Origin of the sequence: Amycolatopsis alba DSM 44262, from assembly GCF_000384215.1 — a bacterium.
In the GTDB taxonomy this organism is placed as follows: Bacteria; Actinomycetota; Actinomycetes; order Mycobacteriales; family Pseudonocardiaceae; genus Amycolatopsis; species Amycolatopsis alba.
The window spans coordinates 977,456-997,314 of sequence record NZ_KB913032.1; the positions used below are offsets into that span (position 1 = coordinate 977,456).

General features: G+C 67.7%; 23 protein-coding genes. 8 read left to right on the top strand and 15 right to left on the bottom strand.

The window, feature by feature from the left end:
- Positions 1–257: 257 nt before the first annotated feature.
- Together AMYAL_RS45620 and AMYAL_RS47745 are read right to left on the bottom strand one after the other, a co-directional pair.
- Positions 258–986 (bottom strand): class I SAM-dependent methyltransferase, encoded by a 729-nt coding sequence (locus AMYAL_RS45620; RefSeq protein ID WP_245192788.1) that lies wholly within the window; start codon positions 984–986, stop codon positions 258–260.
- A 170-nt stretch (positions 987–1,156) separates the two neighbouring features.
- Complete coding sequence (locus tag AMYAL_RS47745; RefSeq protein ID WP_245192790.1) at positions 1,157–2,035, bottom strand: three-helix bundle dimerization domain-containing protein; 879 nt, start codon at positions 2,033–2,035, stop codon at positions 1,157–1,159.
- Between the two features lie 401 nt (positions 2,036–2,436).
- On the opposite strand from AMYAL_RS47745, the gene AMYAL_RS0104360 reads away from it, so the two are divergent.
- Positions 2,437–2,730, top strand: coding sequence for a hypothetical protein (locus AMYAL_RS0104360; RefSeq protein ID WP_026466738.1), 294 nt, complete (start codon positions 2,437–2,439; stop codon positions 2,728–2,730).
- A 42-nt stretch (positions 2,731–2,772) separates the two neighbouring features.
- Here the strand turns inward: AMYAL_RS0104360 and AMYAL_RS0104365 are convergent, their stop codons facing one another.
- Positions 2,773–3,156 carry a VOC family protein gene (locus tag AMYAL_RS0104365; protein ID WP_020630090.1) on the bottom strand — a complete coding sequence of 128 codons (384 nt, stop codon included), beginning with the start codon at positions 3,154–3,156 and terminating at the stop codon, positions 2,773–2,775.
- A gap of 187 nt (positions 3,157–3,343) precedes the next feature.
- Complete coding sequence (locus AMYAL_RS0104370; RefSeq protein WP_020630091.1) at positions 3,344–4,174, bottom strand: ESX secretion-associated protein EspG; 831 nt, start codon at positions 4,172–4,174, stop codon at positions 3,344–3,346.
- Positions 4,175–4,411: 237 nt separating this feature from the next.
- On the opposite strand from AMYAL_RS0104370, the gene AMYAL_RS0104375 reads away from it, so the two are divergent.
- Together AMYAL_RS0104375 and AMYAL_RS0104380 are read left to right on the top strand one after the other, a co-directional pair.
- Positions 4,412–4,846, top strand: a complete 435-nt coding sequence (locus tag AMYAL_RS0104375; RefSeq protein WP_026466739.1) for a GNAT family N-acetyltransferase — start codon at positions 4,412–4,414, stop codon at positions 4,844–4,846.
- Between the two features lie 53 nt (positions 4,847–4,899).
- Positions 4,900–5,316 (top strand): HEAT repeat domain-containing protein, encoded by a 417-nt coding sequence (locus tag AMYAL_RS0104380; protein WP_020630093.1) that lies wholly within the window; start codon positions 4,900–4,902, stop codon positions 5,314–5,316.
- A gap of 71 nt (positions 5,317–5,387) precedes the next feature.
- Here the strand turns inward: AMYAL_RS0104380 and AMYAL_RS0104385 are convergent, their stop codons facing one another.
- The 3 genes from AMYAL_RS0104385 to AMYAL_RS0104395 form a co-directional block, all read right to left on the bottom strand.
- Entirely contained in the window at positions 5,388–5,717 is a 330-nt protein-coding gene (locus AMYAL_RS0104385; RefSeq protein ID WP_020630094.1) for a winged helix-turn-helix domain-containing protein, read from the bottom strand.
- A complete protein-coding gene (locus AMYAL_RS0104390) occupies positions 5,714–6,178 on the bottom strand; it encodes a hypothetical protein (protein ID WP_020630095.1) in 465 nt (154 codons plus the stop codon). The genes AMYAL_RS0104385 and AMYAL_RS0104390 overlap by 4 nt, the downstream gene beginning before the upstream one ends.
- A gap of 147 nt (positions 6,179–6,325) precedes the next feature.
- A complete protein-coding gene (locus AMYAL_RS0104395; RefSeq protein ID WP_020630096.1) occupies positions 6,326–8,272 on the bottom strand; it encodes a HEAT repeat domain-containing protein in 1,947 nt (648 codons plus the stop codon).
- 221 nt (positions 8,273–8,493) lie between these two features.
- Here AMYAL_RS0104395 and AMYAL_RS0104400 point away from each other — a divergent pair, with 221 nt between their 5' ends.
- Positions 8,494–9,186 carry a DUF2695 domain-containing protein gene (locus AMYAL_RS0104400; protein ID WP_020630097.1) on the top strand — a complete coding sequence of 231 codons (693 nt, stop codon included), beginning with the start codon at positions 8,494–8,496 and terminating at the stop codon, positions 9,184–9,186.
- 184 nt (positions 9,187–9,370) lie between these two features.
- Complete coding sequence (locus AMYAL_RS0104405) at positions 9,371–9,802, top strand: hypothetical protein (RefSeq protein WP_245192795.1); 432 nt, start codon at positions 9,371–9,373, stop codon at positions 9,800–9,802.
- A gap of 104 nt (positions 9,803–9,906) precedes the next feature.
- Here the strand turns inward: AMYAL_RS0104405 and AMYAL_RS0104410 are convergent, their stop codons facing one another.
- On the bottom strand, positions 9,907–10,560 hold the full coding sequence (locus tag AMYAL_RS0104410; RefSeq protein ID WP_020630099.1) for a QcrA and Rieske domain-containing protein: 654 nt from the start codon (positions 10,558–10,560) through the stop codon (positions 9,907–9,909).
- Positions 10,557–11,054 carry an RNA polymerase sigma factor gene (locus tag AMYAL_RS0104415; RefSeq protein ID WP_020630100.1) on the bottom strand — a complete coding sequence of 166 codons (498 nt, stop codon included), beginning with the start codon at positions 11,052–11,054 and terminating at the stop codon, positions 10,557–10,559. The genes AMYAL_RS0104410 and AMYAL_RS0104415 overlap by 4 nt, the downstream gene beginning before the upstream one ends.
- A gap of 150 nt (positions 11,055–11,204) precedes the next feature.
- On the opposite strand from AMYAL_RS0104415, the gene AMYAL_RS0104420 reads away from it, so the two are divergent.
- Entirely contained in the window at positions 11,205–12,404 is a 1,200-nt protein-coding gene (locus AMYAL_RS0104420) for a vanadium-dependent haloperoxidase (protein WP_020630101.1), read from the top strand.
- A 35-nt stretch (positions 12,405–12,439) separates the two neighbouring features.
- On the opposite strand, the gene AMYAL_RS0104425 is transcribed toward AMYAL_RS0104420, so the two are convergent.
- Positions 12,440–12,844 carry a winged helix-turn-helix transcriptional regulator gene (locus AMYAL_RS0104425; protein WP_020630102.1) on the bottom strand — a complete coding sequence of 135 codons (405 nt, stop codon included), beginning with the start codon at positions 12,842–12,844 and terminating at the stop codon, positions 12,440–12,442.
- A 92-nt stretch (positions 12,845–12,936) separates the two neighbouring features.
- On the opposite strand from AMYAL_RS0104425, the gene AMYAL_RS0104430 reads away from it, so the two are divergent.
- Together AMYAL_RS0104430 and AMYAL_RS45630 are read left to right on the top strand one after the other, a co-directional pair.
- Positions 12,937–13,800 carry an enoyl-CoA hydratase/isomerase family protein gene (locus AMYAL_RS0104430; RefSeq protein WP_245192797.1) on the top strand — a complete coding sequence of 288 codons (864 nt, stop codon included), beginning with the start codon at positions 12,937–12,939 and terminating at the stop codon, positions 13,798–13,800.
- A 96-nt stretch (positions 13,801–13,896) separates the two neighbouring features.
- A complete protein-coding gene (locus tag AMYAL_RS45630) occupies positions 13,897–14,904 on the top strand; it encodes a hypothetical protein (protein ID WP_020630104.1) in 1,008 nt (335 codons plus the stop codon).
- Here AMYAL_RS45630 and AMYAL_RS0104440 read toward each other — a convergent pair.
- The 5 genes from AMYAL_RS0104440 to AMYAL_RS0104460 form a co-directional block, all read right to left on the bottom strand.
- On the bottom strand, positions 14,883–15,563 hold the full coding sequence (locus AMYAL_RS0104440; protein WP_020630105.1) for a S1 family peptidase: 681 nt from the start codon (positions 15,561–15,563) through the stop codon (positions 14,883–14,885). The two genes, AMYAL_RS45630 and AMYAL_RS0104440, sit on opposite strands and share 22 nt — an antisense overlap.
- 243 nt (positions 15,564–15,806) lie before the next feature.
- A complete protein-coding gene (locus tag AMYAL_RS0104445; RefSeq protein ID WP_020630106.1) occupies positions 15,807–16,526 on the bottom strand; it encodes a response regulator transcription factor in 720 nt (239 codons plus the stop codon).
- A gap of 121 nt (positions 16,527–16,647) precedes the next feature.
- Positions 16,648–17,541, bottom strand: a complete 894-nt coding sequence (locus tag AMYAL_RS47750) for a LysR family transcriptional regulator (RefSeq protein WP_167336141.1) — start codon at positions 17,539–17,541, stop codon at positions 16,648–16,650.
- Positions 17,542–17,543: 2 nt separating this feature from the next.
- Positions 17,544–19,070, bottom strand: a complete 1,527-nt coding sequence (locus AMYAL_RS45640; protein WP_020630108.1) for an MFS transporter — start codon at positions 19,068–19,070, stop codon at positions 17,544–17,546.
- Positions 19,067–19,663: a flavodoxin family protein gene (locus AMYAL_RS0104460; protein ID WP_020630109.1), complete on the bottom strand. Its 597-nt coding sequence runs from the start codon at positions 19,661–19,663 to the stop codon at positions 19,067–19,069. Before AMYAL_RS0104460 ends, AMYAL_RS45640 begins: the two co-directional genes overlap by 4 nt.
- Positions 19,664–19,859 lie beyond the last annotated feature (196 nt).

Below are 19,859 nucleotides of genomic sequence, written 5' to 3' on the forward strand. Positions count from 1 at the left end.
CTGTCGAGCAGAAGGGCCGGACGCACCGGTACCCGGCCAGCACGAACACGATGAGGGCGAGCCAAAGGCCGACGCCCGCGAAGACACCGAGGACGCGGGCATGGGGAAGTGTCATCGGCGCGCCCACCGGGTTCCCGGATTCGTCGAGCCAGACCGGGACTTTCGTACCAAGGGGGCCGGACGCCATCGGCCCAGGGCGAGCGACCTTCCAGGCGCGCATCGTCGCGGGCGGAACCATCACGATCGACCTCCTGCCTTCACGGTGTCCCCACGCGCACCTCCCGCTCCGCGGATTCGGGGACTCGCGTCTTCGCGGGCAACTGGGCGACGACGAGATACCCGGTCCCGAGCCATCGGCGGGACCTCCGGCTCACTGTGCGCTCGGGGGCATACCGCCATCGGTACGTCCACGGTCGGACCAGGCGGTCGAACGGCGGGACCAGTGCCGTGATGTCGTAGAACAAGACGTCACGCGGCTGCAAGCCCGATTCCCGCATCAGGCGAACCAGTTCGAACGACGGCAAGGCATGGATGCCGCTTTTGCGCGCGCGATGCCTGCGCTCCTCCGGGACGCCGAATAGCCGCTCGATCCGTCCGAGCAGGCGTCGCGCCGGCCAGAACGCGCCCCACTCGAACAGACGGTATGGACTGAACGGGTTGAGCATCGTGGCCACGACGAAACCGCCGGGCTTCGTCACTCGCGCGATCTCGCGCAGAGCGCGCCCGGCCTCGACGTACTCCAGCACTCCCATCGCCAGCACGATGTCAAAGCTGCGGCCGGGGAAAGGCATGTCGGCGATGTCGGCGACATGCAGCCGCACCCTGTCGTCCTCGCGCAGTCCGCGCGCGACCAAGTCGATCATCGCGGCGGACTGGTCGCACGCGGTGATCCGGAACTCACCATCGTTGGCGCCGAGCAGGTAGTGGACCATCATCCCCGGCCCGCACCCCACGTCGAGCAGGTCGCCGGATGGGAAGGCCCGCAAGGTCTCCGCGACGGCGTAGAGCCGCGATGCGAAATAGCGCTCACTCGGTCCCGATGAATACGCCCTCGCGTAATCGGCCGCAGTATGCGGATCCTGATATTGAAGCCGGACACGTCTTCCACGATCGAAATATCCGGTTCGACCGAACATCTGCCTACCTCCAGAGGTTGTCAGGTGTCGTAAGCGATCCCGGAACAGCTGCCGGAGAACCGGACACGGTTGCCTGCCCGGCTTTCGTTGCGCTGAAGGAGTTGTTCAGTGCGGCATACAGCGGCGGCACGTTCGGCGCCGTTGACGGCCAACGCGCGTACGACGGGATCATCGGGGCCACGGCGGGCGCGGATTTCGGCCAGCCGCTCGGCGTAGGACACCGGTCCGCCGTCCGGGCCGGTGGTCATGTCGCAGAACCACAACCCGTCGCGCACCGCGCCCCGTTCGTCCGGGAACGTCACGAGCTCGCCGGAGAGCCCGCACAGTTCCGCGACGGCGGCCGCGCCGGTGTGGCGGGCGACCAGGGCACAGATCCGGTCCGGCACACCGCTGCGGACAAGGAATCGCGCCCCGTCCAGCGGATGGAACCCGGTGCAGGTGAGGGCGGGAGCGTAGCCGATGTCGTGCAGCCACGCCGCGGCCAGCAAGACCTCACGCTCGTCCGACGGGAACAGGTACCCGACCTCGTCCGCCCGTCGGGCCACGCCTTGCGTGTGAGCCCAGCGGCGCGGCAGCGGAACGGCCAGCAGGCGGTGCGCCGCCAGCCGGGCCCACTCGGACAGCGAGTACGCCCGTGCCGCGTTCCCGGTCCCAGGCTTGAAGGATCGCTCGTCGGCGCCGGTGGTGAGATCCAGGTGCGCGCGCACCGTCCGCTCGACGAAAACCGGCACATAATTCACGATCCGGGCCTGGGTGAAGCGGGTCCGGGCGGCTCGCACCATCCGGTGAACCAGCCCCGGCGGCAGCCGGTCGTGCTCACGCGCCAAGCGCTCCGCCAGGTGCTGGATCCTCTCGTCGATCCGCGCTTTGTCCGAGTTGTCGGCTAGTGTGGGGCACACGTCGCCTTCCTTCGTCATCGCTTGATCGCTCACCCAGGCTGCTTCATCACCTCGGCAAGCGCCGCGCGGAACGACACACCGGTTTGCCGGCGGTCCATTTCCCAGGTGGTAATCGTGATCATGGCAGGCTGCAACCTCGATCCACATCACCGGATCCATGGGTCCGCGGCGCACCATCGCGCCCACCCACACCGTGCCGGAATCTACACCGCGAACTAAGTAGCCTGCAGTACTCAGTTTTTTCATTTCGAAGGTTTTCGTGGTGATCTCGTGCTCGACGGCGAGAGGTCCGCGAGGAATGCGCCGGGGTTCCGGGCGGTCGGTGATTCCCAGCCGTAGCCGTCAACCTTGGATTCACCTAGAGTTCACCGAATGCGAGACGTCAAGCAGGGCTGGTGCGCGTGCACGGCGAACAACCAGTAGAGGTCGTCCCGCGGTCGGTGGCCGAGCTCGCCACCGACCCGGCTTGGAGGGTCACCCGCACAGGTACGACCGGCCAGTGGCTCACCGCCGAACGGATCATCGAACGAAGCAAGAGCCACTGGCTCATCGGACTCACCCCGGTCAGCCCCGGCGCCGTCGCCCTCATCCTGTGGGACGACGGCGAGGTCGTCGAACACCTCCGGGGCACCGAAGCCGAGACCTGCGCGACGGCACACCGATGGGTGAAGCAGTTCCTCGCCCGAAACCTCTGAGCACGATGAGGGCGGTCCAGCACGGACCGCCCCCAAAGGTGGCTACGTGGCGTCTCTTTCGGCGGCGCTGCGTTCCACGCAGAATTCGTTGCCTTCCGGATCCGTGAGCGTGACCCAGCCGGTGCCGTCCGGCCGACGGTGGTCCTCGAAGAGCTTCGCGCCGGCACCGATCAACAGGTCGACCTCTTCATCTCGGGTGCGATCCCGAGGTTGCAGATCGAGGTGTACGCGGTTCTTCACCACTTTGTCCTCAGGCACTCGGATGAACAGCATCGTCGGCTGTCCCTCGGCGATCAGCGACACCTCGGGGTCGCCGGGCTCGTCCTCGACGCTCATCGGGCGTCCGACCGCCATCGACCAGAACTGTGCCAGCTCGTACGGATCACCGGCGGTATCGAAGGTGATGCTGTGAATACTTGTGACCATTGCACTCTCCAATGTGGATGAATGCGCCCCAAAGTCACATCAGGTCAGCGGTGCTGATTGTGCCGGCTGTGAGGCGCGGGAGTCTCCTGGGTGAACATCTCAACCGCACCTCCTCTCGTCAAAGGCTGACCACGTGATCATCGCATCCCCCAGCCAGATCGCGCAACCGTCGGTGTCGCCCCGCGGATCACCACAGGTGGCTGAACGCACCGGTATCGCGCGCCGGCCTGCTCTCGATGAAGTCGTCGTGTGCGAGGCCTTTGATCAGGACTGCCAACGTCGCACCGTCGGCAGGCATGAGCGTGACCGATCCGTAGCTCCGCATGACGGCGTACCGGCCATCATAACTATCCACAAAGGACAGTGGGTGGCCGGTTGCCAGCTCTTCCCCGGCGGTTCCCGATCGCTCCGCACTCGCCTGTCCGATCGCCCTCGCCCTCGACAGAACACGCAGGAACCACTCGGCGCCTTCAGGGGCCACCCCGTGCTCGATCAACGATCGCTTCCCATCGCTGAGCAGCCCCGATCGCCGCCACGTCCGGCCCGACCGGAGGAAGGCGAGTTCGCCCACGCGAAGAGGCCGCCCGATGCCCGGCTGGACATCGGGCAACGCTTCCAGCATGCCTTCCGCCATCCTCGCCGCGTTCATCCAGCCCAGTTCCACGGTCTCGTTCCGTACCGCCACGCGCAGCGCCCGGCCGGTGGACTGAGGAAAACAGCCGATCGCCATCCGTCCGAAGGAGTCGCTGTAACGCAAGGACAGCGCGAGGTCGCGGTCGTCCATCGCCCGCAAAGCCTGCACCAGATCACCGTCGAGGTTGCCCGCGTCGCCGAGACTGTTCGACGTCAGCCATCGATGTGCGCGAGCAAGATACTCTTGTCGCTCCGCGTCATCGCGGCCGTGGCGGCGCACCAGAAGAGGCGACGGCATGGGCCCGAGGCCGAGCCGCTCCCACAGCACTTCGTAGACCAGCACGGGGAGAGTGGGCAGCGCCATCGTCACCGCACTGCGCGTCATCTCGCCGCTCCCGCCGACTTGCTCGTATCGGTCAGAATCTCAGCCTCCCGGAATCGCTACGGCCCGTTGACCCGCCCCGGCCGACGCCTTGATCGTATACGTCGCGATCGCGTCGGCGACGAAATCCGTCGGGTTGCGCTACTTCAGTAGGAGAATGCGCGCAGGTCCACGTTCGCCGGGTTTTGTCCATTGACAAGACGCGTGCCCGCACTTGACGGATTGCAATATGGTCGAACCATGTCCGTACTGCTAGTGCCGCTTTCCCGCGACAACGTCCGCGCCGTCTGCGAGCTCCGTCTGGCCGACGACCAACACCATCTCGTCGCGCCTGCCGCTTACACCGTCGCCGAAGGCAACTACGAACCGGACGCGATCCTGCGGGCCATCCACCTCGACGAAACACCGGTCGGTGTCCTGCTCGTAGAGGTCGAGAACGGGACACCACATCTGGTCAGATTCATGATCGACGCAAACCATCAAGGCCGCGGAATCGGCAGCCGCGCCGTCGAACTGCTGATAGACGAACTGCGCGCGGACGGCTGGGAGACGCTCGAGACCAGCGTCGTACCGGTCACGGGCGGCGCCGACGGGTTCTGGCGCCGCTGCGGCTTTCACGGCACGGACCGCACCCACCACGGCGAGCCGGTATTCGTACGACCGCTACGCCCCTGAGACGAGCCACGAGGTTGACGATGCCGGTGAAGGCCGCAGCTATTGTCGGGTGCATGACTGCACGGGAATTGGTCGACCGGTTCGGCCGAGCGAACGCGGAAGAGCGTTTCCAGGCGTTGCGGCTGCTGGTTCCCGGCAAGACCGAGTCGCCGGTGCTCGGCCCTTTCCTGCTCGCGACCGCGAACGACGTCGCCGAGGACGATCTGGTGCGGGTCGAGGCGATCAGGGCGATTCCACTGCTCGACTTCACCGATCCGGACCTGGCCGTAACGTGCCGGGAGGCGCTGTTCCGGCTCGTCGGCGAGGACGAGGACTGGGATGTCCGCAACGCCGCGGGTTGCGCGGTGTTCGACCTGCCCGGCGCCCAAGACAGCATCGAACCGATGCGTGCCATGATGGCCGCCGAACCGGAAGAGCTCGTGCGGGAGAACGTGTCCGCCGCGATCAGCCTGTTCCTGCGCCGTTCCTGACCGTCGGATATCCGCGAGTCGAACACGGTGACTCCTGATCCGACACCCTGGCCGCACCACACCGGTGTTCGTTACCGCGGCTGGTCGATGGCGTGGCGCAGGTTGGTCAACCACGTGAGGTGGCCGCGTAACGCGGCGCGCCCGGCAGGCGAGAGCCGCAGCCAGGTCCTGGGTCGCCGCCCGACCGACCCTTTGCGGATTTCCAGGTAACCGGCGTCTTCGAGGGTCCGGCTGTGCTTGGAGACAGCGGAGTCACTGGCACCGACGAGGTCGCGAGCGGTCGCGAACTCGACCCAGTCGGCGCCTTGCAGCAGTGCGCACAGCGCCAAACGCGGCCCGGTCTCGAAGATCGGGTCGCGCTTGGCGCTCGCGTCCTCGGAGGAATGATCGGACGTGGTCACATCAAGACCCGTCCCGCCGCGATGTCGTCACGCATCTTCGCGCGGGTCAGGACCTGACCGGCGAAAATGACCGCGGCCACGGGGATCAGGACCACCAGGGCGACTACGCGCTGACCGCTGCCGACCAGCGCGTAGATGCCGGCGACGCTCGCGATGGTGATCGCGAGCACGACGATCCACACCCTGCGGGCGCTGGGATACGCACCGATCCGACGCGGAAGCTGAACCCCGGTTCGCCGGCGCTGGTTCACCGAGTAGGCCGCGGAGGCCAGGCCGATCGCGAGCAGCACCCACTGAAAGCTGCCCGCCGACTCGGGCAAGAACGACATCCAGATGGGAATCCCGGCCATCAGCACGAGCGCGACCCCGTAAAGCGTCCAGTAGGTGCGCGAAAACCCGGCGTAGGTGGCCAGCTTGCGCCGGGCGTCGGCGACTTGGTCGAGTTCGGGTGTCTCGGACATCCGCCTTCTCCAATCTGCATCAACTTTCGATATGGAAAGTATATGCAGACTGGACAGGAGTCGTCAAAGGTGGCGATGGCTTCTTGCCCGAGCCGTCGCCAAGATCTTGACCGCGGGCGCACATCTCAAGCGCGGCGAGCGGACTCCTCAGTGATCGGCCAGCAACGCTGATGCGGAGATGCGGACTTGTTCGTCTTCGGCGAAGGTGCGCCATCCGCCGGAGCAGGCGATCCGCCGCGGGCTGTCGGCGATGGCCTGTGCCAGTTCGCGCACCCGGTCGCCGGTCGCGTCGAGGTCGGCCAGGTATCGGAGCGCCGCGATGCGGGCAGGCACGCAATCGCCGTTGGCGAGCGGTTCGGCCAGGTCCGTCAGCACGGCCACGGGCTCGGTCGGGTCGCCGGTGACGCGGGCCAAGACGTAGGCCGCTTCGGCACGGGTCCAGAAGTCTGCGGAAACGGTCAACGTCCGGAGATCGTCGACACAGGACGCCGCCGACGGACCGAGATCGGCGAGCAGCGCGATCGTCGTGTGCCGTACGTTCGGCCGGGCAACGTGCTCTGTCAACGCGGCGACGGCTCTGCCGGGATCGGCACCGATGCGCCACAATGCCCACGCCGCGGCCGGTTCGGCTACCTGACGGCGCAACGCGTCCGCCGCACCGACCGCGGCGGGTCCCATGGCCCCGATCGCTTTCGCCGCCGCAGGCAACACTTTCTCGTCCTCGAGGAATCGGGTCACGACCGGAAGGGCGGCCGCCGCGGGCGGCCCCCACACGGCGATCACCTGGCACAGGTTCGACGCGAGTACACCGTCACGTCGGGCCTTGGCCAGCCGGCCGACGACAGCGTCGAGAAGGGCATCGGCGTGTCCGCGCAACGGGATCAGGACTTCGCTGATCGCCGGCTGCTCCAGTAGCGGTATGTCCGAATCGAAGTAAGCTCCCGCGAAGCGGAACCCGAGACGGCTACCGGACAGGCGTTTCACCAAACCCTGCACACAGCCTGGATGCCGCTGACGGGCCAGGGCCCACACCGCGGCGTCGCCCACGGTCGTCACAGAACGCTTCTCTCGCACCGCGTGATCGGTGGTACGGGCGGTCAACCGCTCCGCATAAGGCGCGGCTTGGTCTCCGAGGCAAGCCAGGAGGGCTGCCGCCCGGTAACGCGCCTCGGGCGACTCATCGTCGAGATGCGATGCCAGCACCGGCAGAAGGTCTTCGGTGACAGTGCGCCACCGCGACAGCACCCGCTGGGCGTGCCCGAGCGCCGCGACCCGCTTGGCCGTGTCCCCGGCACGGGCGATGCCGCGGGCGAACACGGTGGCCGCGTCCGGATCGCCGAGCAACAACCCCCCGGTCCGGTGGACAAGCGCCTCCGGCGTTTGTCCCATCCACTCGGAATCCCGCCACACCACAGTGTCGGCGCGCAACACGGTCGACACCAACCGGTCGACGTTGCTCACCGCGACGGCCGGATCGGACGCGGCCAGAGCGTGCACGGCGGCCAGCCCTGGCTGCGGATCGCCGCCGGCCAGTAGCGCCTGCAAGCGCTCGAGCAGCACCTCGTCCTGCGACCAGGTGAGCACGGCTCCCACCGCGAGCACGAGATCGATCCGGATCGCCGGGTCTGCCTCCGCCGTCCATCGGCGGCGCAGCACCGCGACCGTCTCGGGATGGCGGATGCCCTCCGCGGCGAGCAGGATCGCCGCCCGTCGCACGGCCGCGTCCGGGTCGTCCAGCAGGGCGAGCAACCGTGGTCTCGCGCTGTCCAAGGCGGGCCACCAGCCAGAGTCGGTGAACCGCTGGGAAACCGTGACCGCCTCCCCCGCCAGCTGACTGATCAGCTCGACCACCTCATGCCGGTAGTGCACGGCCGGATCGGCGGCGAGATCGGTCAGCCAGGGCAGCGCGGCAGTAGCCGCCGGGCACACCCAGCCACCCTGATGGAAAAGCTTGTTCGACAGATCGGAAAGCGCCTCCGAGGCAGCGCCCGCGTCCGGGCTCGCGCAAGTGCGGAGCAAACCCGGAACGTCCGACGCGCTGCCATAGTTGTGCTCGAGCCGCGACCAGTCCACGCCGTCGATGATTTCCCCCACGGCCCCAACTCCAAGCAAGCAGCGCCCGCAATCCGGAACGCCCCGGACACCGAAAAGATCAGCGCAGCCCCCGGCACCGGCACATCCGATGAGAGGTCCACGCTCGACTGATCAGCCCACGGCCCCGCACTGGCCGGATCAACGTCTGACACTCGCGGTTCTTGTCGGTCGGGCAGGTTAGGCTTTGCCTGCGACACCGCGGACGACGAGGAGCAGGCCCGATGAGCGCGATCCCCTCGTTGTCGGAGGACGGGGCCCGTGGCCTGTGGGCCGGAGGCCGTCCTGAGCGCGACGAGTATTTCTTCACCAGTGTCGCCGCCACCGGGACGGTGTGGGCGTGGGACTTCGAGACCGGACTGCTGGAGATCGACGACCAGGACAACGCCCTGGTCCCGTTGTGGCCGCATCCCCGGCTGGCCGTGATGGCCGCCGAGGCGATGGGGTTCGAGGACGCCGGCCCGGCGGTCCCGGTCGACGTCGACGTGCTGCTGGACGAGGTGTTCGAGCGCTTCCACCGGGAGGGACACGAGATCGCCGTCCTGCCCACCGACGGCCACTTCACCAGCATCCTGTCGCTGGAGCGATTCCGGGTGAAGGTCTTCGAGGCGCGGCTGCAGACCGCCGGGCTGACCGACCAGGCCGCCCGTGCCCGGCGGGAGGAGTTCCACGCGGACCGGGTCCGGCGCGCGGACCGGCGGCTCGGCCTGACGCCGGAAGACCGGCACGCCCTCGTGGAGCACCTGCGGGAACGCCTGGCGAGCGCGGCCTGCGACCACCGGTTCACCTTCCCCGCCACCCGCGACTGGATCGAAGCCCGAGGATCGTCCTGGGACCTGCTCTCCCGATCAGCGGTGAAAGTGCTGGGCGCCTGCGACTGTGAAACCCTCGAACACTTCCGGGTCACCGAATCCTGACGACACACTCCAAACCATCAGCAATAGCACGAACTTCCGCTCATACAGCCGAGTGTGTGGCCACGCTTCCGGCATTTCCGACACCGCGGGCAAAAGCTCTCCGGAAACTGTAACCCGCTTGCGTATCAACACAGGTAGGCATCCAGACAGAGCGGGAGGATGTTCGATGCGCAAAACAATGGTCATGATCGCCGTCGCCGTCAGCGGTTTGGCGGTTGTCAGCAGCGTGACGGGTGGTGGCGTCGCGCAGGCGAGTAATCGGCGGTGCGGTCCGCCGGTGAAGACGAACGGCGTTGGCACACTGGGGACTTCGTGGAAACTGAAGTCTCAGTATGACGACGACGGGCCGGTCGGTAATCGGTTGGTCGCGGGCGAGGAGTTCGAAATCGCCACCGCCGCCGGGCAGCACTGGTCGGTGTCGTTCGCGGACAACGGTGTCGGGTTCTTCAGCAACCCCGATGACGTTTCCGTTGCAGGAGGGATCAGGGAAGTCCACCCGAACCCGGCCAAGCACAACCAGACCAACCGCATGTCGGTACACGCCAAGCGGTCGGACACCGGCGAGACCATCGACGGCTTCGTCGACCTGCCCTTCGCCCCGCCCGACTGCGGCTAGGATCGGACACGTTCCAGGCGACTTTCTGCTGCGCCCAACGGACCGGAATGGTCGGACCGACAGTGCGCCCGATCCCCATGGCGAGCGGTTCTCACCGCCGCTTCTCACACCGGCCGTTGGGGCACCAGGACCTCGACGTTCCCCGAGTTCTCCCGGACCTCCAGCCTGGGCAACGGCGGCGGCGCCACGGGCAACTGATGGAACACGACCGCACCGTCCACAGTGAACGCCGTCCGGTGGCACGGGCAGTTCAACCGCAGGGTCGCGACGTCCAATGCGAGTCTGCACCCCAGGTGCGTGCAGATCCCGGACACCGCGTGCACCTCGCCACCGGCCCGTTGCACGAACCCGGCGACCGTGCCGAAGTCGAACGGCCGCACCGCGCCCTCCGCCAACTCGGTGGACGACACCACGGCCCGCCACTGACCATCGTGGGGCACGATGGTCGCCTCCGGCAGGGAAGGAGACGTCTGGAGCAAGTGATCCACGGTCGCACCCACCGCGGCGGCGGCCGCAGCCACCGAGGTGGTCTGGACGAACCTGCGGCGGGTATCGACCCTCGGTTTGCCGTCCGCCTCGGCCGCGAGCCGGGCGCTGAGGCTGGCCACGAACTCCTCGTCCGGCCGGTCGCCGCCGGACCGGGCCGAGTTGAGCAGGATCGCCGTGCGGATGTCGGCCGCGTCGTCCTCGGTGATCTTGGCACGGCGGACCCGTCGCCGGGCGAGCATGTCCTCGACGAACTTCCTTGCCGCGCTCACGTCCGCATCCTCTCTGCCACCACCGTTGCCTGGCGTAAGGCTCGGTGCTGCAACACTTTCGCGTTGCCGACACTGACCCCCAATTCCACCGCGGCCTCCTTGATGGAGCAGCCCTCCAGGAAGCGCAGCCGCAGGATGCGCCGGTACCGGTCGGGCAGCTCGGCAAGGATCCGGTTCACCTCGGATGCCCCGGTATCCCCCAGGGGCTTGTCGTCGGTCGGCAGATCGACGTCCCGTTCTTCCTGCAAAGTGGTGATCTCCTGGCCGAGTGTGCGCCGCCAGAACGTGGCCAGAACCGTACGTGCGGTCGCCAACAGGTATGCGCGAACCTCGCCCACGCTCGCTGAGGCACGCATGGGCCGCAAAGCGGTCATGAACACCTCCGTGGTGAGATCTTCGGCATCCGGGCGATTACCCACTTTCGCGTACATCAACCGGTAGACGCGCTCGACGTTGTCCCGGTAGATGGCATCCCAGTCTGGATATGCGTCCATCTCGACTACACGCAGGCGCGGTGAATCGTGCTCGGCGTCTGCAGACGCGTCGCGCCGGGCACGGAACCGTTGAGCCACGTGTCACCCTCCCTACCCTCGCCCATGGATACGCGGCCGGGTTACACGTAACCTCCGCCCGTATCTCCTTGCGTGACCACACCACTTTCCCGTAGACGCTTTCTCGTCATCGGCGGTACGACCGCCGCGCTGGCCGTCACCGGCCTGCCCGCCCTCGCCGAACCGGCCACCGGCACGCCGGTCATCGCTTGGAACCGCACGCTGCTGCGGATCGTCCGGACTCCAGGGGCGCATCCGGCGACCGTGCATCCCACGCGCAGTTTCGCCATGCTGCACGCGGCCGTGCACGACGCCGTGGCGGCCACCCGGTCGCAAACGGCCGCCGCGTCCCAAGCGGCGCACGACGTGCTGGCGAGCCTGTATCCGGCGATGGCCGCAGACTTCGCCGCCCAGCTGGCCCGTGAACTGGCCACCGCTCACGATCCGGCGCCCGGAATCCGCGCCGGTAAGCAAGCCGCCGAGCAGATCCTCCGAGCACGCGCCGATGACGGCTCCACGGCCACCCCACCCACGATCCCACCGGGCACCGAACCAGGCCAGTACCGCCCCACCCCGCCAGGGTTCGCGCCGGCGGTGTTCACCCACTGGTCGGCCGTGCGGCCGTTCGTCTTGGCCCGAGCCAGTGTTTTCCGGCCCGGCCGGTACCCGGAACTCACGAGCGCGCGGTACGCGACCGCCGCGAACGAGGTCGCCTCGCTCGGGCAGGACACCAGCACGACCCGTACCGCAGACCAGACCGAGCAGGCGAAGTTCTGGGCCGCGCCGATCTGGAACCTCTGGAACGAGATCGCCCAGTCCGTACTCGCCACCGCCTCCACGGCGAGCGCCGCGCAGGTGTTCGCCCGGCTCAACCTCGCGTTCGCCGACGCCGTGATCGCCTTCTACGACGCCAAGTACCACTATCGGATCTGGCGGCCGATCACCGCGGTCCGGCTGGCCGACACCGACGGCAATCCGGCGACCACGGCCGACCCGGCCTGGAACAGCCTGGCGACCACCCCGGCAGATCCGGCGTACCCCGGCGCGCACAGCGTGATCTCCCAAGCGGGCGCGACGATCCTGCGACACGAACTCGGCTCTCGCCGGATGCTGTCGGTGACGTCCGAGGCGTTGCCGGGGATCGTCCGGCACTTCCGGACGTTCCAGCAGGTGGCCGACGAGGCCGGGGAAAGCCGGATCTTCGCCGGCGTGCACAGCCGTCTCGATCACGTCTCGGGCCGACGTCTCGGATCGGCCGTGGCCCGAGTCGTGTTACCGGACGTGCACCGCTAGCCGCCAAACACCGGCCTGCGGTCTCTCCGCGTGTCTCAGGACAGCTTCTGGGCTTGTTCGGAGCGGAGACGCTGGTCGTAGCCTTGCTGGCAGTTTTGGATTTCGTCGGTGTGGGCGACCGTCCAGTCGTACAGGCGACCGAACGGCTCCCGAAGGGATTCTCCAAGCGGGGTAAGGGAATACTCCACCCCGACCGGTGAAGTCGGCAGCACCCGCCGCTCGATCATCCCGTTGCGTTCCAGACGGCGCAGGGTCTGGGTCAGGACCCGCTGGGTCACGCCTTCGAGGCGGCGTTTGATGTCGTTGAACCGGCGAGGCCTTTCGAGGACGGCCATCGCCATCATCGACCACTTGTCGGCGATCTGGTCGAGAATCGGACGGCTGGGGCAGTCGGCCCGGTAGACGGTGCCGGTGTCCGCGTCGGTGCCAGGAGCAGCCATGCCGGTATCCTCCGCGATCCTTGAGATGCCGAAAGTGCGTTCTTGACGCTGGTCGATCCCAGCCGGACTCTAGGTATACATCAGGAACCTAGATGCCTGCCAGGTACGGATCGGAGATCTGCATGCACCACGACGCCTACGCGACCCTGCGAGTGAGCCGCGAGGCCGGCATCGTCCGCGTCACCCTCGACAACCCGCCCGTCAACGTCCTCGACGTCACTCTCATGACAGACCTCCGGCGGCTGCTGACCACGTTGCGGGACGACGACTCGGCACGGGTGATCGTGTTCGACAGCGCCGACCCGGAGTTCTTCATCGCCCATGTCGACATGTCCCTGGTCGACGCGCCGGACGCCTTCGACGAACTCGCGGCCGAGGTGCCCGCCGGTGTCAACGTCTTCCAGGCACTGGGGGAACTGTTGCGGCACCAGCCTCAGGTGACGATCGTCAAGCTCGCCGGCCTGGCGCGCGGCGGAGGGGCGGAATTCGTCACGGCCGCGGACATGGCGTTCGCGGCGATCGGCCCCGCCGGAATCGGCCAGATCGAGGCCCTCATGGGAATAGTGCCCGGCGGCGGAGGCACCCAGTACCTCGCCGGCCGGATCGGCCGCAATCGCGCTTTGGAGGCGGTGCTCGGCGCCGACCTGTACGACGCACAGACCGCCGAACGCTACGGCTGGGTCAACCGGGCACTCCCCGCCGACGAACTGGACGACGTTGTCGACCGCCTGGCCCGCAACATCGCCGCGCTGCCCGATGGCGTGGTCGCCGCGGCGAAACACGCCATCGTCCCCGACGATCTGGCCGAGGGCTACCGGCGAGAACACGACGCCTGGGCGGATCAGTTCGTCCGGCCCGCGGCCGAACGGCTGATCCGGGCCGGTCTGGCCCACGGCGCCCAGACCCGCGACGGCGAACGCGATCTGGAGGGCTTGCTCCGCAGGCTGGCCTGCTGATCAGCGCGCCCCCCTGGGCGCTCCTTCCGCGGTACCTGGCCCGGCTATCGTGGCCGAAGCGATCATCCGAGCTTCCGAAGGACGGCCCAGCCGATCATGAGTACGTCGTACGTTTACCGGATCACCAAGTACGACCCGGCCGATCGCGACGAGTGGGGCAGGTACCACGGGTCCGAGGACGTGTCGAGCGATCATGGTCCGGCGGAGGCCGCCTATCTCGCCGCGGTGACGGCGTTCGCCGAGGACACCGGAGTGACCCTGCTGAACATCCGCGACCCCGAGGTCACCGGATTCGTCCACTTCGGAGTGGAGCCACCCGTTGACGGACACGGACTGCACGGGCTGTTCCCGCCCGACCTCACCGGCTACCACGACGGCGCACAGATCACCTTGGACGTCGGACGTGAACTGGTGCGCGCCATGCTGCGCGACAACGGCGCGTGGTGCCGCCTCGAAGCCGAAGACCGGTTCTTCGTCCACATCGGATACGACCAGTACATGTTCATCGGCAGCGACCGACCGTGCGGAGATGCGGTCGCGCTGACCAACGCGGGCGGTTTGTTCGCCGAAGCGGTGGACGGCTCGCCCTACGACCCGGATGACGACGAGCCGTACGAGTCGCGTCCGGCGGACGCGACGTTCTGGGCCGAGGTGGCGGGACTCGTGGCACGGCGCGGCGCGGTCCTGGTGGAAGAGCAGGTCGTCGGCAACCACTCCCGTTGGCATCGGCTCACCGCCGACGCTGTACCGGTCTTGGGTCCGCGCGTCCTGCTGAGCGTGTGGCCGGACCTGTCCACCGATGTTGGGGAAGTGCTGCGCGCGATGCCGCCGGGCTTCGTCGGCTGGGCCGTCCTGGAGCACGCGGACGGCCGCATCCGGGGCTTCCACGCCGACAGCGATGCCCGAGCAGGCCTGGCCGAAGCGTTCTCCGGCGCACGTGCGGCCATCCTCCTGCCGCTCACCACCGACGACTACAACCCACTGCTGGTGGCTGTGCGACCGGACGACGACGGAATCGTCCGCGCACGCTGGCCCCAGCTGACCGCGGATGACGAACCTACGGTGCGCCAGGGTGCGTCCCCTCAGGCGAGGGTGGCGCCGTAGGCTGCGAGCACGGAACGTAGCGGCTGGAAGAAGCTGACTTGACTGTTCCCGCCGGACAGCACTCCGTAGCCGACTCCGCCATAGAACAACGGGCCGCCGCTATCGCCGCTTTCGATGGGGATGTCGGTCGCGATCGTCCCGACGACCTGCTTGCCCTTGCCGTAGTTCACGGTCTGGTTGAGGCCGAGAACCTTTCCGCACGTCTTCTTCGTCGTCATGCCGCTCTTGCACACCGTTTGCCCCACCTGGGGGATGCCCGCGCGCAGGATCCGCTGGGTGCGGCCGTCGTAGAGGTTGACCCGGCTGTGCCCGGAGCCGGAAAGGTCCCTGATACGACCGTAATCGGTCACCGGGAAATGGGTGTCCACGTTGGGGCCGATACCTTGCCAGTCCAGCCCGTGTTCGGTGCAGTGCCCGGCCGTGAGGATGTACCGGACTCCCTGGACGAGGATCGCGAACCCCGCTGAGCAGTAGTACGGTTCGCGGCCGGGTCCCGGCGAGACCGTGTACATCGCATCACCACTGTTCACGACCGCCTGCCGTGTCGCACCGGCCGCAGCAGGCGCCGCGGAAGCGACCGGGCAGGCCAGCAAGACGGCCGCGGCCGCGGAAATCAGCACACCGGCCTGTTTGAGACGTGAGCAGCCGAACATGGTCATGTCCTTCCGTCCTTTGAAGACTGGATATGTGCGACCAGTCCAGTGCAGCGCGGTCCGCGACACAATCGGAGTCAGCCTGACGAGTGATCAGCAGCTGTCGTCCCTGGTGAACGAGCGGCGGGGTGATCGACGGACCGAGACACTGATGACGGCGACAACGCCACCATCCACATCGGACAGTCCAGTCGCGGCACGGCGGATCGCCCCGCGATTGCGCAGATCCTTGCCCGACCGCCGCGAGAATCAGTCAAAGGGGACATATCCCAATCGATATCCCACACTGTGCACGGTGGCGATGACTTCACGCCCCAGTTTGCGCCGCAGGTGGTAAACGTAGGTGTCCACGATGGATTTGGCTTGCCGTTCCGGGAACACCAGCGCCTGCAGCCGCGCCCGTGACACCACCCGCCCCGGTTCGCTTCCCAGTACGGCGATCACGGCGCATTCCCGCCGGGTGAGAGTCACCCAGGCCCCGTTCTCGTACATCACCACTCGCCGCGCGACGTCGACGCGCGCCGCGCCCAAGTGCACCGTTCCGGTTCTCTGGGGACTTCTGCGGTGCAATGCCCGCACGCGGGCCAGCAACTCCTCGGCCTCGGTCAGGTCGTCCACGCAGTCGTCCGATCCGGCCTGCAAGCAGGCGACTCGGTCCTGCACCTGCCCACCCGCCGTCAGCATGATCACCGGGGTGAGCACCTGCGCCCGCCGAAGTTTTCTCATCAGGGCCAGGCCACGTCCCGCCTGGAGTCTCCTGTCGAGAACGATGATGTCGAATTCCCGCGAGAGCGCCCGGATGAGCCCGTTTCCGGCGTCCGTGACCCGTTCAGCGGCACAATTCGTGCGGCCGAACGCATCGGTGAGCCGAGCCGCGACATCCGGATCTCCGGTGATCAGCAGGACCCGCATCTCCGCGCTCGCCAGCCGCTCCTCGAGCACAAGCGGATGGCCGGCGTACCCGCCCATGGATTTCCTCCCACCGTGCTTCTCTCATCAACAGCGAGACTCCGCGAAAATTCGTTTCACTTTCAACTATTAGCACGGTTCCGGAAAGTTGACATACCCTCTTTGGTCGGGCCGCCCTTTCTCAACCGGTCCGTTCGCCCGCGGGCCGCAACAGATCCGGCAGCCGTTCCGCCAAGGGCGCGATCGGGGAATCCGGCAACCAGAGCAGACGCGTCCGACGCCATAGCCCTGGATCACTCAGCCGTACCAGGACGACTCCATCGCCCGTCGGCTCGTGCGGCGACATCAACGCCACCGTCTGCCCCAGCCGGACCAGGGTTTCGGTACTCACGCGATCGACACCACGGTGCCGCAGCCGTGGACTGAACCCGACCCGGATACAGGCTTCCTGAAGGCTTCGCCACTCGTCCTCGGACTGATCGAGGGATTTTGCCCAGATCTCCCCGGCCAGGTCGGAAAGGCTGACCGACTGCCGCGAAGCCAGCCGGTGCCCAGCGGAAAGCGCGACAAAGAGCGCTTCTCGGCCCAGATCGTGGTCGAGGAAGCCGCCCAGCCGGGGGCGCGAGTGGTATGCGTGCTCAGTGATCACGACGACGTCCCAACGGCCTTCTTCCGCCGCGGCGAGCGCCTCGTCGGATTCGCCGACCACAAAGGTCTCGTGTTCACAATCCGGGAGCAGCTCGACGAACGCGCTCATGATCCGCGGCAGGTGACGGCTGTCCGTCGCGCCCACCCGCAACGTCCTGCTCGGGTCCACCCCGCGGCCGAGTTCGCGGGCGCTGGAGACGAGTTCGTCGAAACGGGCCAGAAGATCACGGGCCTCGGCGACGAACTGCATGCCGAGGGTGGTCGGCACGACCCCCTCGGCGCGGCGTTCGAACAGTTCGGCGCCCAGGTACTGCTCGATGCGTTTGAGCTGTGCGGTCACCCCCGGCTGGGCGACCCCGATGGTCATCGCCGCTCGCCTGATCCCGCCGGCGTCGGCGACCGCCACCGCGAGCGCGAGGTGTCGCAAGGTCAGCTCCATTGCTCTCCGATCCGACGCAGGCCAGGGGCGACAACGGCGCACCCGGCGAGAGAAAGCACCGTCGCCCAACCTGCCGTGACATGCATGGCGTGCACGTAAGCGGCGTCGGCCGCCGCGGCGAGCTCCGGCCTGCCCAGATCCGCCGCGACCGCCCTGGCACTCTCCGCCGAGTCACGCGCCCGCTCGGCCGCCGGTCCCGGCAAGCCGTTCAGCGCGGGTCGAATGGTGTTGCCGTAGGCCAGCGTCAACACGGAACCGAGTACGGCGACGCCGATCGTGCTGCCGAGCGGCCGGGTGACCGTGACCAGTGCCGCACCGGCGCCGACACGGTCGTCCGGAAGCCCGCCGACCAGCCTGGAGGTCAACGGGGCGAACGCCAGGCCCGCACCGAAACCCTGGATGAACAACATGACGATGATCCACGCGATCAGCGTGCGCTCGTCGAAGAGCAAGTAGGAAGCGTAGGTCAGCGACGCGGTCACGAGTCCGGTCAAGACAGTGGTCCGCGCGCCGAACCGCTCCGCGGCGCCGGAACACACACGATTGCCGATGACGATGCCTGCCGCCGCGGAGAACATCACGAATCCCGCCTGGTCCGGCGTCAGGTGCCGCACACCTTGCAGGAAGAACGCGCAGTAGAACAACTGCCCGGCGAGCCCGGCGAAACTCAGCAACAGGCCGAGGACTCCCCTGCCGAAACCCCGATTCAGCAGAAGCCGGACATCGAACGCCGGATTCCGCGCCCGCGACTGGTACCACGCGAACAAGGCGAGCAAGGCCATTCCCGCGGCCACGACGAGCAGCGCGGGCGCCGACGCCTCACGGCCGCATTGGACGATCCCGCCCACCAGGACCGCGAGCCCGAGGCCCGCCAGCGCCGCACCGCGCAGATCAAGGGGCCGAAGCCGTCCGGGTGCCGGGAGCCGCGGCAGGAACGCGCCCGCCAGCAGAAGACCCGAGACGATCGGGATGTTCACCAGGAAGACCGCCTGCCACGCGAAACGCGCCAGCAACAGCCCGCCGAGCACCGGACCCACCGCGACGGCCACGCCTGCCGCGGACGACCACAGCGCCACCGCACGGGCACGCCGATCGGGCCGGAGCCCGGCGGTGACGAGGGTCAGCGTGGCAGGCGCGATCAGTCCGCCGCCCGCCCCCATCACCGCACGGGCCGCGATCAGCGCCACGCCGTCCGGGGAGATCGCGGCGGCCGCCGACGCGGCGCCGAGCAGGCCCAAGCCCGGCAGGAGCACACGGGACACACCGAACCGATCGGTCAGCGCGCCTCCGGCGAGGGTCACCGCGGCGAACACCAGTGGATACGCGCTGACCGCCCAGGCCAGTTCACCGGTTCCGGCGCCGAGCCCGCGGACGGGGTCCGCCAGCACTTCGACGGCGACGTTGACGATCGTGTTGTCGAGCAGGACCAGTGTCTGGGAAACCAGCGCCACGGCAAGCATCAGCCGTCGGGTGCGCCGGGTCACCTCGCCGCCGGAAAGGGCGAAAGCACCGGTCACGACTCGCGCTCGCGGCCAAGCACGAACCGCTGCGCGCACCGGGCCACCCTGGCTCCCAGGTGCTCGGCCGTCGCGAGATCCGAGGCGTGCATGGCCGCGGGCTTCTCGTCCACATTGGATTGTGCCGCCGCGCCCAGATGGAAGCCCAGCCGGTTGAGGTCGCCGGGGCCGCCCTTGGTGGAGTTCCAGCCCGGCGGCAGGCCGAGGCTGACCCACAGCATTCCGTGCTGCGCGGCCAGGGTGGCGAAATAGGACAACGTGCTCGATTTGTCGCCCGCCTTCGATCCGGAGTTCGTGAAACCGGCGGCGATTTTGTCCACCCAGCGCGCGGTGAACCAGCGGCGGCTGCTGGCCTCGGCGAATGTGTGGAACGCCGCGGACGCCGTGCCCATATAGGTCGGGGCGCCGAAGACGATCGCGTCGGCGTCATCGAGCCGGAACCAGTCCCCCGCGGTGATCCGGCTGACGTCGATCGAGTCGACCACGACGCCGTCCCTCGCCTTGGCCCCGGCTTCCACCGCCTCCGCCAACCGCGCGGTGTGCCCGCGGCCACCGTGGTAGGCGATCGCGACACGGAGATCGGAATTCACCATTGCTCCTTTCGCCGGAACGGTGAGTGGAATATGCCACGGAAACCTGAGAATCCGATCAAGAATCCCTGGTAACGCACCTTAGCGATGTCCTCAAAGCCTGATAACTGCCGAGTTATCACCTGCTGGTATTTGATTTTCCCGGATCGACCCGACCAGACTTTTGACACGTTCGAAAAATCTCATCCGCAACGCGATA

Excerpts from the sequence above, each read along its gene's own strand:
- AMYAL_RS0104365 (WP_020630090.1), bottom strand. The coding sequence starts at position 3,156 with ATGGTCACAAGTATTCACAGCATCACCTTCGATACCGCCGGTGATCCG.
- AMYAL_RS0104370 (WP_020630091.1), bottom strand. The coding sequence starts at position 4,174 with ATGACGCGCAGTGCGGTGACGATGGCGCTGCCCACTCTCCCCGTGCTG.
- AMYAL_RS0104375 (WP_026466739.1), top strand. The coding sequence starts at position 4,412 with ATGTCCGTACTGCTAGTGCCGCTTTCCCGCGACAACGTCCGCGCCGTC.
- AMYAL_RS0104380 (WP_020630093.1), top strand. The coding sequence starts at position 4,900 with ATGACTGCACGGGAATTGGTCGACCGGTTCGGCCGAGCGAACGCGGAA.
- AMYAL_RS0104390 (WP_020630095.1), bottom strand. The coding sequence starts at position 6,178 with ATGTCCGAGACACCCGAACTCGACCAAGTCGCCGACGCCCGGCGCAAG.
- AMYAL_RS0104400 (WP_020630097.1), top strand. The coding sequence starts at position 8,494 with ATGAGCGCGATCCCCTCGTTGTCGGAGGACGGGGCCCGTGGCCTGTGG.
- AMYAL_RS0104405 (WP_245192795.1), top strand. The coding sequence starts at position 9,371 with ATGATCGCCGTCGCCGTCAGCGGTTTGGCGGTTGTCAGCAGCGTGACG.
- AMYAL_RS0104415 (WP_020630100.1), bottom strand. The coding sequence starts at position 11,054 with ATGGACGCATATCCAGACTGGGATGCCATCTACCGGGACAACGTCGAG.
- AMYAL_RS0104425 (WP_020630102.1), bottom strand. The coding sequence starts at position 12,844 with ATGGCTGCTCCTGGCACCGACGCGGACACCGGCACCGTCTACCGGGCC.
- AMYAL_RS0104430 (WP_245192797.1), top strand. The coding sequence starts at position 12,937 with ATGCCTGCCAGGTACGGATCGGAGATCTGCATGCACCACGACGCCTAC.
- AMYAL_RS45630 (WP_020630104.1), top strand. The coding sequence starts at position 13,897 with ATGAGTACGTCGTACGTTTACCGGATCACCAAGTACGACCCGGCCGAT.
- AMYAL_RS0104440 (WP_020630105.1), bottom strand. The coding sequence starts at position 15,563 with ATGACCATGTTCGGCTGCTCACGTCTCAAACAGGCCGGTGTGCTGATT.
- AMYAL_RS0104445 (WP_020630106.1), bottom strand. The coding sequence starts at position 16,526 with ATGGGCGGGTACGCCGGCCATCCGCTTGTGCTCGAGGAGCGGCTGGCG.
- AMYAL_RS0104460 (WP_020630109.1), bottom strand. The coding sequence starts at position 19,663 with ATGGTGAATTCCGATCTCCGTGTCGCGATCGCCTACCACGGTGGCCGC.